The following is a 12,799-nucleotide window of genomic DNA, read 5'->3' on the forward strand; positions in this document are numbered from 1 at the left end:
CCGTACACGCAAGAGGGGCGTGCCGCAACCCTCCGGGCGCCGGCAAGTGGTCCTCGCTGTTTCCGACACAAGACCATGAACTTCGCCAAAGGTGCGCCACTTGGCACGTTCGGATGACAGCCATCAAGATCATCTTCTATAGTTTCGGTCCGTCTATGCGAGGAGGGGACGGGTGTGAGGATCTGGCGGCTCGCCGCGGTCGTCGTCGTCCTCTCCGGGCTGCTCGGCTTTCCCTTCCCGCAGCCGGCGTCGGCCGATCCCAACATCGATGAGCTGCGCAGACTCACCAAACAGGCGTCCCGGCTCAACGACCTCTACCGCGGCCAGATCCAGAGCCTGGAGGAGATCAGGGTCCAGGCCAAGAACGCCACCGACACCTCCGGCGACCTGGCGGCACGCCTGGCCGCGGCCCAGGCCGACGTGGCCGACATCGCGCGGCAGACCTACGTCAACGGCCCCCTCGACGGCGTGCAGCTCTTCGGCCTGAGCGTCGACCCGGCCATCGCGCTCGGGCAGGCCGCGAACATGTCGTACATGGCCACCGAGCGCACCGAGCGGGTCAAGAGCATCCAGCAGCTCATCGCGAAGTCCAAAGAGGCCAAGCTCAACGCCAACGACAAGATCAGCAAGCTGAAGAAGGAGATCAAGACCCTTCAGGGCAAGCGGCGCGAGATCGAGCGCATGCTCGCCAAGTACGGCTTCCAGCAGCCCGGCGGCGCCGACGGCCTGACCCCGCGACTGATCGCGGTCCGCGCCGAGATCATGCAGAACTTCCCGATGAAGTACGGCGTGGGCTGCCTGCGCCCCGGCGACCCCGGCGAGCACGGCAAGGGCCGGGCCTGCGACTTCATGATGTCCCCCGGCGGCACCATGGCCGCCGGGGCCGACGCCGACCGCGGGGACGCCCTGGCCGAATGGCTCATCAAGAACGGCTCGCGGCTCGGCGTCATGTACATCATCTGGAAGCAGCGGTACTACGACATCCGGTCAGGCGGGGGCTGGGACCCCATGTCCGACCGGGGCGGCGTGACCGCCAACCACTACGACCACGTTCACGTGTCGGTGTTCTGAGCGACGCGCTCCCGGTACCACGCGTAGGACGCCTTGGGGGTGCGGCGGCCCGTGGCGAAGTCCACGTGCACCAGGCCGAAGCGCTGGTGATAGCCCTCGGCCCACTCGAAGTTGTCCAGCAGCGACCAGACGAAGTAGCCGCGCACGTCCACACCCTCGGCCCGGGCGGCCATGACGGCGTCGATGTGGGCGCGCAGGTAGTCGATGCGGGCCTGGTCCTCGACGGTTCCCCGCGGGGTGAGCTCGTCCGGCTGGGAGCAGCCGTTCTCGGTGATGTGGATGGGCGGGAGCGCGCTGCCGTACCGGGCCTTGAGGCCGGTCAGGAGCTCGCGCAGGCCGTCGGGGACGACCGGCCAGCCGAACGCGGTGGTGGGATACCCGGTGAGGCCGGTGTCGGTGAACGGGAGCACCTCGCCGGGAGGCGGGGCGGCGATCCGGGTGGGGTTGTAGTAGTTGATGCCGAGGGCGTCCAGGGGCGCGGAGATGGTCTCCAGGTCGCCGTCGCGCAGGAAGTCCAGGGCGGGGACGTAGGCCGAGAGGTCTGGATAGCTCCCCAGGAGCACGGGGTCGTTGAACAGGCGGTTGTGCAGGACGTCGTAGGCGTCGGCGGCCCTGACGTCCGCCTCCTCCTGCGAGGCGGCCCAGACCGGCGTGCAGTTGTTGGTGATGGCCACCTGTCGCGCGCCCGCCGCCCGTAGGGCCCCGACCGCCAGGCCGTGGCCGAGGAGCTGGTGGTGGGCCACGGGAAGGGCGTCGAGCAGGAGGGCCTGGCCGGGGGCGTGGATGCCCATGGCGTGGCCGAAGGCCATGTGGACGAAGGGCTCGTTCAGGGTGATCCACAGGGGGATGCGGTCGGCCAGGCGCTCGGCGACGATCGCGGCGTAGTCGGCGAAGCGTCCGGCCGTGTCGCGGTTCGTCCAGCCGCCCTCGTCCTGGAGGGCCTGGGGGAGGTCCCAGTGGAAGAGCGTGGGCACGGGCTGGATGCCGGCCGCCAGCAGGCCGTCGGTCAGGCGTTCGTAGAAGTCGAGGCCCTTGGGGTTGACCTCGCCGGCGCCGAGGGGCTGCACGCGCGGCCAGGCGATGGAGAAGCGGTAGGCGTTCACGCCGAGGCCGGACATGAGCCCGATGTCCTCGGGCCAGCGGTGGTAGTGGTCGCAGGCCACGTCGCCGGTGTGGCCGTCCCTGGTGCGGCCGGGCTCGTGGGCGAAGGTGTCCCAGACGGACGCGCCCCGGCCGTCCTCGGTCACCGCGCCCTCGATCTGGTAGGCGGCGGTCGCCGTACCCCATAAGAACATCTCGGCTCCTTTATGCGAGTATGGCTCATGTTAACGGACGGCAAAGAGGCCGGTCTGTACCTGCTGGTAATAAGCCAGGATGGGGAGCATGACGAGTACCTTGCGCCGCCGTCCCGCCCAGCGCCGGAGCGTGGAGCGGGTGGAGCGGATGCTCGACGAGTGCGCGCTCCTGCTCGACGAGGTCGGCTACGAGGCGTTGACCACGAAGGAGGTCGCGCGCCGCGCCGAGGTCCCCATCGGCACCTTCTACCAGTTCTTCCGCGACAAGCAGGGCCTGGTGCGCGCCCTCGCGCTGCGCAACCTGGAGGCGTTCCTCCAGCGGGTCACCCAGCGCATCGCCGAGGCCGACCTCGGCCACTGGACCGACCTGGTCGACCTGGCCATCGACGAGTTCGTCGACATGAAACGCACCACCCCGGGGTTCGGGGTGGTCGACTTCGGCGAGGTGCTGCCCACCCCCGGCGGGCCGCCGCTGGAGGGCACCAAGCGCACGCTCGACAGCGCCCTCGACAACAACGTCATCGTGGCCGACCGGCTGCGCGCGCTCACCCTCGCCCTGCTCCACGCGCCCGCCGGCCCCGGGCTCGACCGGGCGCTCGTGGTGGCCGTCGAGGCCACGGACGCCGTGCTCAAGCTCGCCTTCCGGGTCGATCCCGACGGCGACGCCGACCTGATCGCCGAGTGCAAGCAGCTCGTCCGCCGCTATCTCGCCGACCACCTGCCCTGACCCCGTCAGGCGACCGCGCCGAGGCGGGCGTGCAGCTCGGCGTCCAGCTTGACGTCCGCCGCGCCGACGACCTCGTCGAGCTGGGCCGTTGTGGACACGCCCACCACGGGCACGTGGCCGTCGGCCATCAGCCACGCCAGCACCACCTGGTTGGGCGTCGCGCCCAGCTCGCCGGCGACCTCGCGCAGCACGGCCAGGCGGCGGGCCGTGCCCGGGTGGTCGTAGATCTCCGGCATCGGCCGGTCCGCCCGCGTGTACGCCCCCGACATCAGCGTGTTGTAGGCCCACAACGTCACGTCCGGCTCGGCGGCGACGTAGTCGAGGGTCTCGTCCGAGGCCAGCGTGTGGCCGCCCTCCGGGAGCCGGGTGAAGGGCCGCGGGCGCAGGTAGGTGTGGCGGAGCTGCACATGACCGTACGGCAGCCAGCCGCGCGCGCCGGAGACGTTCCTGGCCCGCTCCAGCCGCCAGGCGGCGATGTTGCTCGCTCCCAGCGCGCGGACCTTGCCCTGCTCGGCCAGCGTGTTCAGGGCGCCCAGCGTCTCCGACAGCGGCACCGAACGGTCCTCGATGTGCGACCAGTACAGGTCGATGTGGTCCGTCCGCAGCCTCCGGAGGCTGCCTTCGGCGGCCCGCGTGACGGCCGCCGCCGACAGGCCCTCGGCCGAGCCGAGTGTGCGGTCGCCGGGCACGGTCGGCCGGGCCCCGCCCTTGGTGCCGATGAAGATCCGGTCCCGGTTGCCGCGCGCGGCCAGCCAGGCCCCGACGGCCTCCTCGCTCTCGTCCCCGGTGCGGCCCTCGTCCCAGAAGGGGTAGTTGTTGGCGGTGTCCAGCATGGTGCCGCCGGCGTCCTGGAAGCGGTCGAGGATGGCGAAGGTCTCCCGCAGGCCGACGCCGGTGCCGAACGGGATCGTGCCCGAGTGCGATGTTCATGGGCCAGACCCTCTGACCTGGAGCGCACTCCATGTCAAGCCGTTGACCTGGAGTGCGCTCCAGGTGAAAGACTGGGGAGCGTGAGCGTGTACACACCCGCCGAGGTCGTCGAGGAGACCGGCTTCAGCCTCGACACTCTGCGCTACTACGAGAAGATCGGCCTGCTGGAGCGCATCGAGCGCAACGCGGCCGGTCAGCGCAGGTTCAGCGAGGAGGACGTCGGCTGGCTCGGCATGATCCGATGCCTGCGCGACACGGGCATGCCCATCGCCATGCTGCTGCGCTTCGCCGAGCTCGTACGCGGCGGCGACCGGACGATCCCCGACCGCATCAGGCTCCTGGAGGAGCACGACCGGCAGGTCCAGGCCCAGATCGCCAACCTGACCGAGCGCCAGGACTACATCCACCGCAAGATTTCCTACTACCGCAGCGTTCTGTAGCCCTGCCTTGGTGGTCCGGTTGTTAGACCAAAGACCATGGCCGTCACCAGGGCGAAGCGGATCAACGTCCCGCTGCGCCACCTGGCCGCCTCCTGCGCGGCCATGCTGTTCGTCCTGCTGGCCCACATCACGGTCGTCCAGGCGTTCGGGACGCGGGCGCTCAACGCCGACCGGCGCAACGAACGCTCGCTCATCGCCCGGTTCGCCCGTCCGCGCGGCGACATCCTGACCTACGACGGCGCGACCATGGCCAGGAGCCGCCCGGCGCCCGCCGGCAGCCCGTACCGGTTCCAGCGGGTCTACACCGACGGCGAGCTCTATGCCCCCGTCACCGGCTACATGTCCCTCTACCGCTCCACGGGCGTGGAGGAGGCCGAGGACGGCGTCCTGTCCGGCGACGACGCCAAGGTCAAGGTCCGCTCGATGGTCAGCGACGGCGACGTGGCCGGCGCCGACGTACGGCTGACCATCGCCCAGCGCACCCAGTGGGCCGCCTACCACGCGCTGGAGGCCGCCGGCGTGCCCGGCGCGGCCGTGGCCCTCGACCCGGCGACCGGCGCGATCCTCGCCCTGGCCAGCTACCCGTCCTACGACCCCAACGCCCTGGCCACCTTCGACCCTGCCCGGCTCGACGCCACGCTCGGCCGGCTGCGGGAGGCACCCGGACGGCCGCTGCTGAACCGGGCGCTCAACCAGGTCTATCCGCCGGGGGCCACGTTCAAGCTGGTGACGACGGCCGCCGCGCTGGCCTCGGGCGAGTACACGCCCACGGCGCCCGTGGACGCCGCCGTCCGCCTGCGGCTGCCCGCCCCGCTCGCCGGGCCGTGCGGCAGGGCCCGTCCCACGTTGCTGCGCGCCTTCCAGACCTCGTGCGACACCGCGTACGCGGGCATCGGGGTGCAGCTCGGCCAGGACATCCTGAGGGACCAGGCCGAGGCGTTCGGGTTCGGCGACAGGGGACTGCGGGTGCCGCTGGCCGCGACGCCCAGCACGTTCCCGCAGGGTATGGACCGGGCCCGGACCGCCCTGTCGGCCGTCGGCCACGACCAGGACCGGGCCACCCCGCTGATGGTCGCGATGTTGTCGGCGGCGGTGGCCAACAACGGCGTGCTGATGCGGCCGTACCTGGTGGAGGAGGTGAGCCTGCCGGACGGCTCGATGCTCGGCCAGGCGGGGTCGACGCCGTACCGCACCACCATGACCCCCGCCCAGGCCCGCTACCTGGCCGCGATGATGACCACGGTGACGCACACGGGCGGGCCGGGCGCGGCGGTGGCCGTCCCCGGCGTCGAGGTGGCCGCCAAGATCGCGGTGGCGGACGGCGAGCACGCGCTGGCCACGGCGTTCGCCCCGGTGCGGGCCCCCGAGGTGGCCGTCGGCGTGGTGCTGGAGGACCCGGGCCCCCGGGCCGCGGCGGTGGCCGGGGTCGCCCGCGCGGTGCTGGAGGCGGCGCTCGCCTGACCGCCGTCGGCCGAGTTCTCCACAGATTTGAGTCTGGGCGCGAACGGTAGTTGATGCCACACTCACAGTGATGCTGCGAACCGCCGATTTCCGCAACCTGCCGGCCGAGCCGAACCTGTTCGTGGGCCGGGAGTCCGATCTCGATGAGCTGGCGCACCTCAGCCGGGTGTCGCGGGTGGTGACGCTGTGCGGCGCCGGAGGCATCGGCAAGACGCGCCTCGCCCTGCGCCTGGCCGCCAGGGTCGCCTCCGAGCACCCCGACGGCGTGTGGCTGGTCGAGCTGGCCGACCTGGAGAAGGGCGAGCTGCGGGAGCGGGTCGCGGCCGCGCTCGGCGTCGCCGAGGACCTGGCGGACACCGTCGGCGGCCGTCGCGTGCTGCTCGTGCTGGACAACTGCGAGCCGGTGGTCGGCGAGTGCGCCGAGCTCTGCCGCGACCTGCTCGGCGCCTGCCCGAGGCTCACTGTGCTGGCCACCAGCCGCGAGCCGCTGCGCGTGCCGGGCGAGACCGTCTGGCGGGTGCCGCCGCTCTCGCTCGTCGGCGAGGAGAGCGAGGCCGTGCGCCTGTTCGTGACCAGGGCCGGCGCCGCGCGTCCCGGCTTCGAGCTGACCGAGGAGACGTTGCCGCTCGCGGTCGAGCTGTGCCAGGCGCTCGACGGGCTGCCGCTGGCGATCGAGCTGGCCGCCGCGATGGTCCGGGTGTTGTCGGTCAGGCAGCTCGTCGAGCGGCTCGACGACCGGTTCAGGGTGCTGGCGGGCGGCGCCCGTACGGCCCACGCCAGGCACCGTACGCTGCGCGCCGCCGTCGACTGGAGCTACCGGCTGCTCAGCGCCCAGGAACGCCTGCTGCTGCGCCGCGTGGCGGCCTTCCGCTCCTGCTGGACGCTCGACCTGGCCGAAGCGGTGTGCGCGGGCTCCGGCCTGCCCGAGGAGGACGTGCTGCCGCGCCTGTGCGACCTGGTCGACAAGTCGCTGGTCGTGCTCGACGGTGAGATCGCCGGCCAGGCCCGCTACCGGCTGCTGGAGACCGTCCGCGAATACGCGCTGGAGCAGCTCGCCGAGTCCGGGGAGGAGGTGACGCTGCGGCGCGCGCACCTGTCCGCCCTCGCCGGGCTGGCCGGGCGGTTCAAGGACGTCCTCGCGCCGGGCGCGCACACGTCGTGGCCCGTGGTCGAGCGCTTCGTCAACCTGTTCGACGGGCTCAAGGCCGAGGTGGGCGCGGCCTGCGACTGGGCCGCGGCCAGCGGCTCCCCGCAGACCGCCCTGCGACTGCTGACCGACGTGCGCTACCTGCTCATGGCCAGCGGACGCCGGCTCGACATCGCCGACCGGCTCGACCGGCTGCTCGCGCTCGACGCCCCCGAGGTGTCCGGGGGGTTACGCGGGCAGGCCATGATCCTGCGCGGTGAGCTGGCGCTCGCGGCCGGCGAGACGGAGCTCGCGGCCCGGTGCGTGCAGATCGGGCTGGCGCTGTGCGTCGACGCCCGCGACGCCTACGGGGAGGCCGTGGGCCTGATCATGCTGGCCCAGGCGACCGGCGACCAGGAGCCGCTGACCCCGGCCCTGGAGGCGGCGCGGCGGCGCGGCGACCCGATCCTGGAGTCGCTCGCCCAGGGCACCCGGGCCGACTTCGGCCTGCGGACCGGCCGCCTGCACGAGGCGCGGCGGGCGTTCGAGGAGGTCCTGGCGCTGAGCGAGCGGCTGGACAACCACCTCGGCCAGTCCTACGGCCACGTCGGCCTGGCCCAGATCGCCCGGCGCACCGGCGACCGGGTGGGCGCCAGACGGCACTACGAGGCCGGCCTGCGCCTGGTGCGGCACATCGACGCCCGGCAGCAGATCGTGAGCTGTCTGGCCGGGCTCGGCCGCGTCGCGCTCGACGAGGGCGACCTGGCCGAGGCGCGCACGCGGCTCACCGAGGCGCTGGTGCTCAGCCGCGACGCGGGCCTGCGCGACGGCATCGCCCGGCGGCTGGCGGCCTGGGCGCGCCTGGTGGCCGCCGAGGGCGACGCCCGGCGCGCGGTCCTGCTGTCGGCCGCCTCGCTGGGGCTGCGCGGCCGCCGCCCCGACGCCCGCGCCGAAGAGCTGCTGGCCCCCGCCCGCGACCGGCTCGGCGAGGCCGTGGTGGCGCTGCTGTGGGCCGAGGGCCTGACGATGACGGCCGACCAGGCGGTCTCCTGCGCGCTCGGCGGCCCGCTGCCCGAGCTGCCGGTCGAGCCGGTAGCCCCGATCGTCCGGGACAGCAGGCTGACGGCCAGGGAACGCGAGATCGCCGAGCTGGTGGCCCGCGGGCTGAGCAACCGGGCCATCGCCGACGAACTGGTGATCAGCCCGGCCACGGCCGCGCGGCACGTCGCCAACATCCTCGGCAAGCTCGGCTTCTCCACGCGTACACAGATTGCCGCATGGATGATCGGCGGACGCTGATCCCGGCGGGTTCTCTACACATCGGCGCCGTCCGGCGCTTACATCGCCGAATGGCCATGTCAGCGCATGTGCCGCCGGGGCCCTGACGCCTACCGTTCTGCCTGTGATCGAACGCGCTCCGCGCTCCCCGTCCTCGCGCCGGGGGCCGCGGCGGCCGGTCGACCGAGGGACGTCACGCGTCCCGACGGAGCCGGGCCTTCTCGGAGGGGTGGGGGCCCGGTTCCCGGACGCGTGACAGCGGGCTCGAGTCGCGCAGGGCTCGGGCCCGCCCACCTCGCCCCTGGGCTGGGGAAATGCACACCGCTCTACATAGATCGGTGGATGCGGCCGGCGCGCGGGCGACCGTACGTTGACGGGCATGACGCCGTCCGCCTCGTCCTCCGGCACCGTGATCCACGAGGTGTTCCGCCGGGCCTACGAGCGGGGCGAGCGGCCGGCGCTCATCGATCTGCGCGGCGGCCACGTCTACGGCTACCGCAGCCTGGTGACCCAGGTGACCAGGGCGGCGTCCGGGCTGGTGCGCAGGGGAGCGCGGCGCGACCAGGTGGTGGGGGTGCACGTCCCCACGACCGGCACGCAGACGGTGGCCCTGTACACCGTGCTGGCGGCCGGCGGGGTGGCCGCGCCGATCGATCCCGGGCTCGGCGCCGACGAGGTGGCCGGGCTGCTGCGCGAGTGCGACGCCCGCACGCTGATCACCACCCCTGACCTGGCCGGGACGGCGCTCGCGGCGGCCGAGGGCTCCCGCGTGCGCCAGGTGGTCTGCCTCGGCCCGGCGCTCGACACGTTCGACTTCCGCGGCCTGCTCGTGCTGGAGCCGATCGCGCTGCCCGCGCTCGACGCCGAGCGGCAGGACGCGCTGACGTTCCCCGGCGGCGCCCGGCTCACCCACGCCGACCTGCTGGCCAGGATGGACGAGCTCGACGTGCCCGTCGGCCTGAAGGAGTCCGACGTCGTGCTCAGCACGTGGCCGCCCGGCGACGGCGCCGACCTGCCCGCGCTGGTCGGCCTCGCCTTGTCCAAGGGGGCGCTGATCGTGGCCGCGGGCCGCGGTGACCTGCCCGGTCACGGCTACGACGCGGGCGTCACCGTGCTCACCGGCCCGGACGGCACGCTGGAGCGCGTCGGCTGAGTATGCGGACCTGTTACCTGCTCCGCCCTTGACGTCGGCGCGCGCGAAGTGGGTTGATATCCGTTGTTGACAACGTTGTCAAAGGTCACCAACTTCGGGGGAATCGAAGGGAATGGTGTGCGATGCGACGGTGGTTAGCGGCCGTCTCGATCACGATGGCGGGCGTTCTCGGCCTGGCGGGCTGCGGCGGAGGCGGCGGCGGACAGGCCTCCCAGTCGGCCGCGCCGAGCAGCGGCGGCAAGCAGCAGGTGGAGGTCTTCTCCTGGTGGACCGGCCCCGGCGAGGCCGACGGCCTCCAGGCGATGAAGAAGATATTCGAGGACAAGAACCCGAACTACACGTTCTTCGACGCCGCCGTGGCGGGCGGCTCGGGTGACAAGGCCAAGGCGTTGTTGCAGTCGAAGTTGCAGGCCAACACGCCGCCCGACACCTTCCAGGGGCACGCCGGCGCCGAGTTGCAGGGCTACATCAAGGCGGGCAACCTGGAGGACCTGACGTTCCTGTACGACGAACTGAAGCTCAAGGACGTCTTCCCGGCCCAGCTCGTCGAGCAGATCAGCGTCGAGGGCAAGATCTACTCGGTGCCGGTCAACATCCACCGGTCGAACGTCCTGTGGTTCAACCCCAAGGTGCTCAAGGACGCCGGCATCGCGGCCGCGCCCAAGACGATCGAGGAGTTCATCGCCGACCTGGAGAAGGTCAAGGCCAAGGGCAAGATCCCGATCTCCGTCGGCTCGGAGTGGACCGCCACCCACCTGCTGGAGAACGTGCTGCTCGGCTCGCTCGGCACCGACGCCTACAACGCGCTGTTCAAGCCGGGCGCCGACTGGAGCGGCCCGCAGATGACCAAGGCGCTGGAGAACTACGCCAAGATCATGTCGTACGCGGGCGACCCGCAGGACGACTGGCAGCCCGCGGCCAAGCAGGTGGCCGACGGCGAGGCGGCGTTCAACATCATGGGCGACTGGGCCTACGGCTACTTCCACAACCCGCCGGAGGGCGGCCTCGGCAAGACGTCCAAGACGGACTTCGACTGGGCGCCCGCGCCCGGCACCGAGGGCACCTACATGTGGCTGTCGGACAGCTTCACGCTGCCCAAGGGCGCCAAGAACCGGGACGGGGCCGTCGCGTGGCTGAAGGTCGCGGCGAGCAAGGAGGGCCAGGACGCCTTCAACCCCAAGAAGGGCTCCATTCCCGCCCGCAAGGACGCCGACCAGTCGCTCTACACCGACTACCTGGCCGACGCGCTGAAGGACTGGTCGGGCAACAAGCTCGCCGGCTCCATCCAGCACGGCGTCTCGGTGAGCCAGCCGTGGCTGGCCTCGATCAACGAGGCGGTCGGGCTGTTCATCGGCAGCAAGGACGTCAAGGGCCTGCAGCAGGGCCTGGCCGACGCGGCCAAGGCCAACGCTCAGTGACGCATGCGGGTACGGCGGGGCGCTCCCGCCGTACCCGCGCGAAGGGAAACGGTTGTGAGGCGGGCACGCACCTGGCTGCCCGGACTCCTCCTCGTCGCGCCGTCGATCGTGGCGATCGGCGTGTTCGTGTACGGCATGCTGGGCTGGAACTTCCGCCTGGCCATGACCGACCAGCACGATGAGGTGTCCGAGGGCACGTTCGTGGGGCTGAAGAACTTCATCGACATCTGGGACCAGACGCGCTGGCGCCTCTCCGTGAACCACGCGATCGTGTTCACGATCACGTTCGTGGTGGGGGCGCTGGTGCTGGGCTGGTTCCTGGCGTTCCTCATGGAGAAGGGGATCTGGGGGGAGGGCACGTTCCGGGCGATCTACCTGTTCCCGATGGCCGTGTCGTTCGTCGCGACCGGCATCGTGTGGCGGTGGCTGATGAACTCGGGGACGGGTGAGCGGGCGGTCGGCCTGAACCGGCTGTTCGACGCGATCGGGCTGCCGCAGTGGCAGTGGTTCAGGGATCCGGACTGGGGGATGGCCGCGATGGCGCTCCCCGCGATCTGGCAGATGTCCGGATATGTCATGGCGTTGTTCCTGGCGGGGTTCCGTGGCGTGCCCGAGGAGCTGCGCGAGGCCGCGCGGGTGGACGGCGCCGGCGAATGGGGCGTCTACCGGCACGTGGTGCTGCCCATGCTCAGGCCGGTCACCCTGTCGGCGCTGATCATCCTCGGACACATCTCGCTCAAGGTCTTCGACCTCATCGTGGCGGTGTCCGGCAAGCAGATCATCACCGACGTGCCCGCCGTGTTCATGTGGGTGGCGGTCTACGACTCGCACGACCCGGCCAAGGGGGCCACGATCGCGTCGTACATCGTGCTCAGCGTGGCGGTGTTCGTGATCCCGTACCTGATCTGGTCGGTGCGCAAGGAGCGCAGGCCATGACGGCCGTCGCCGGCGGGCGCCGGAGCAGGTTCGGGGTGGTGCGGTTCTGCCTGCTGCTCGCCCTGGTGGTCGTCGTCCTCGTCCCGATCTACGTGCTGCTGGCCACCAGCTTCAAGCCGCTCACCGAGGCCGACCCCGGCCAGGCGTGGAACCTGCCGAAGACGTGGACCACCGAGGCGTGGCGGGTGGCCTGGGAGAAGCTGGCCCCCGGTCTGTGGAACAGCGTGCTGCTGGCCGTCCCCGGCTCGCTGCTGTCGTGCGCGTTCGGGTCGATGAACGGCTACGTGCTGTCCAAATGGCGCTTCCCCGGCGCGGACGTGCTGTTCACCCTGTTCCTGTTCGGCATGTTCATCCCCTATCAGGGCGTGATGATCCCGCTGGTCAAGCTCATGGTCTGGCTGAACGAGCAGACCGGGCTGCAGGGCGTCTTCTACGGCGGCATCCCGGGCCTGGTGCTCGCGCACGTCGTGTACGGCATCCCCATCTGCACGCTGATCTTCCGGAACTACTACGTCACCATCCCCGACGAGCTGATCGAGGCCTCGCGGGTGGACGGCGCGGGGATGCTGCGTGCGTACTGGTCGGTCGTGCTTCCGGTGTCGTGGCCCGCGATCGCGGTGGTGATCATCTGGCAGTTCACCTCGCTGTGGAACGACTTCCTGTTCGCGGTCTTCATCACCGGGCCGCAGAGCTGGCCGACCACCGTCATGCTCAACAACATCGCCGGGGCCCAGGCCACCCCCTACAGCCAGCAGATGGCCGCCGCCGTCCTGGCCTCCGTCCCGACGATGCTGATCTACGTGCTGCTCGGCCGGTTCTTCATGCGCGGCCTGATGGCGGGGGCGCTGAAGGGCTAGCCGGCCCGCCGCGGACGTGCCTGGGCGACGTCCGGCGCGGGGGCCCCCAGCCCCCGCTGGGGCGCCCCCCCCGGCCCCCCCCCGCCCCGCAGTGGCGGGCGCGGCTC

Annotated in this window: 11 protein-coding genes; 9 read left to right on the top strand and 2 right to left on the bottom strand. The window is 71.7% G+C overall.

The features are described 5' to 3' along the window. Positions 1 to 174: 174 nt before the first annotated feature. A complete protein-coding gene (locus tag ABZ815_RS14565) occupies positions 175 to 1,071 on the top strand; it encodes a hypothetical protein (protein ID WP_357697742.1) in 897 nt (298 codons plus the stop codon). On the opposite strand, the gene ABZ815_RS14570 is transcribed toward ABZ815_RS14565, so the two are convergent. Next, on the bottom strand, positions 1,053 to 2,366 hold the full coding sequence (locus ABZ815_RS14570) for a GH1 family beta-glucosidase (protein WP_357697744.1): 1,314 nt from the start codon (positions 2,364 to 2,366) through the stop codon (positions 1,053 to 1,055). The genes ABZ815_RS14565 and ABZ815_RS14570 overlap by 19 nt on opposite strands. An 88-nt stretch (positions 2,367 to 2,454) precedes the next feature. On the opposite strand from ABZ815_RS14570, the gene ABZ815_RS14575 reads away from it, so the two are divergent. Beyond that, positions 2,455 to 3,093, top strand: coding sequence for a TetR family transcriptional regulator (locus ABZ815_RS14575; RefSeq protein ID WP_357697746.1), 639 nt, complete (start codon positions 2,455 to 2,457; stop codon positions 3,091 to 3,093). 5 nt (positions 3,094 to 3,098) lie between these two features. On the opposite strand, the gene ABZ815_RS14580 is transcribed toward ABZ815_RS14575, so the two are convergent. Next, entirely contained in the window at positions 3,099 to 4,001 is a 903-nt protein-coding gene (locus ABZ815_RS14580; protein ID WP_357697778.1) for an aldo/keto reductase, read from the bottom strand. Positions 4,002 to 4,103: 102 nt separating this feature from the next. On the opposite strand from ABZ815_RS14580, the gene ABZ815_RS14585 reads away from it, so the two are divergent. From ABZ815_RS14585 to ABZ815_RS14615, 7 genes are all read left to right on the top strand, one after another. Beyond that, positions 4,104 to 4,463 (top strand): MerR family transcriptional regulator, encoded by a 360-nt coding sequence (locus ABZ815_RS14585; RefSeq protein WP_357697748.1) that lies wholly within the window; start codon positions 4,104 to 4,106, stop codon positions 4,461 to 4,463. Positions 4,464 to 4,499: 36 nt separating this feature from the next. Next, positions 4,500 to 5,924: a penicillin-binding transpeptidase domain-containing protein gene (locus ABZ815_RS14590; protein WP_357697750.1), complete on the top strand. Its 1,425-nt coding sequence runs from the start codon at positions 4,500 to 4,502 to the stop codon at positions 5,922 to 5,924. 70 nt (positions 5,925 to 5,994) lie between these two features. Beyond that, on the top strand, positions 5,995 to 8,349 hold the full coding sequence (locus ABZ815_RS14595; RefSeq protein ID WP_357697752.1) for a LuxR C-terminal-related transcriptional regulator: 2,355 nt from the start codon (positions 5,995 to 5,997) through the stop codon (positions 8,347 to 8,349). A gap of 358 nt (positions 8,350 to 8,707) precedes the next feature. After that, the gene (locus ABZ815_RS14600; protein WP_357697754.1) at positions 8,708 to 9,481 is read left to right on the top strand and encodes an AMP-binding protein; all 774 of its coding nucleotides are present in this window, start codon (positions 8,708 to 8,710) and stop codon (positions 9,479 to 9,481) included. Positions 9,482 to 9,603: 122 nt separating this feature from the next. Continuing rightward, entirely contained in the window at positions 9,604 to 10,899 is a 1,296-nt protein-coding gene (locus ABZ815_RS14605; RefSeq protein ID WP_357697756.1) for an ABC transporter substrate-binding protein, read from the top strand. A gap of 54 nt (positions 10,900 to 10,953) precedes the next feature. Then, the gene (locus ABZ815_RS14610) at positions 10,954 to 11,835 is read left to right on the top strand and encodes a sugar ABC transporter permease (RefSeq protein ID WP_357697758.1); all 882 of its coding nucleotides are present in this window, start codon (positions 10,954 to 10,956) and stop codon (positions 11,833 to 11,835) included. Beyond that, complete coding sequence (locus tag ABZ815_RS14615; RefSeq protein ID WP_357697760.1) at positions 11,832 to 12,692, top strand: carbohydrate ABC transporter permease; 861 nt, start codon at positions 11,832 to 11,834, stop codon at positions 12,690 to 12,692. Before ABZ815_RS14610 ends, ABZ815_RS14615 begins: the two co-directional genes overlap by 4 nt. The last annotated feature ends 107 nt before the right edge of the window (positions 12,693 to 12,799 follow it).

It is taken from the genome of Nonomuraea sp. NPDC047529 (assembly GCF_040642995.1).
Lineage (GTDB): Bacteria > Actinomycetota > Actinomycetes > Streptosporangiales > Streptosporangiaceae > Nonomuraea.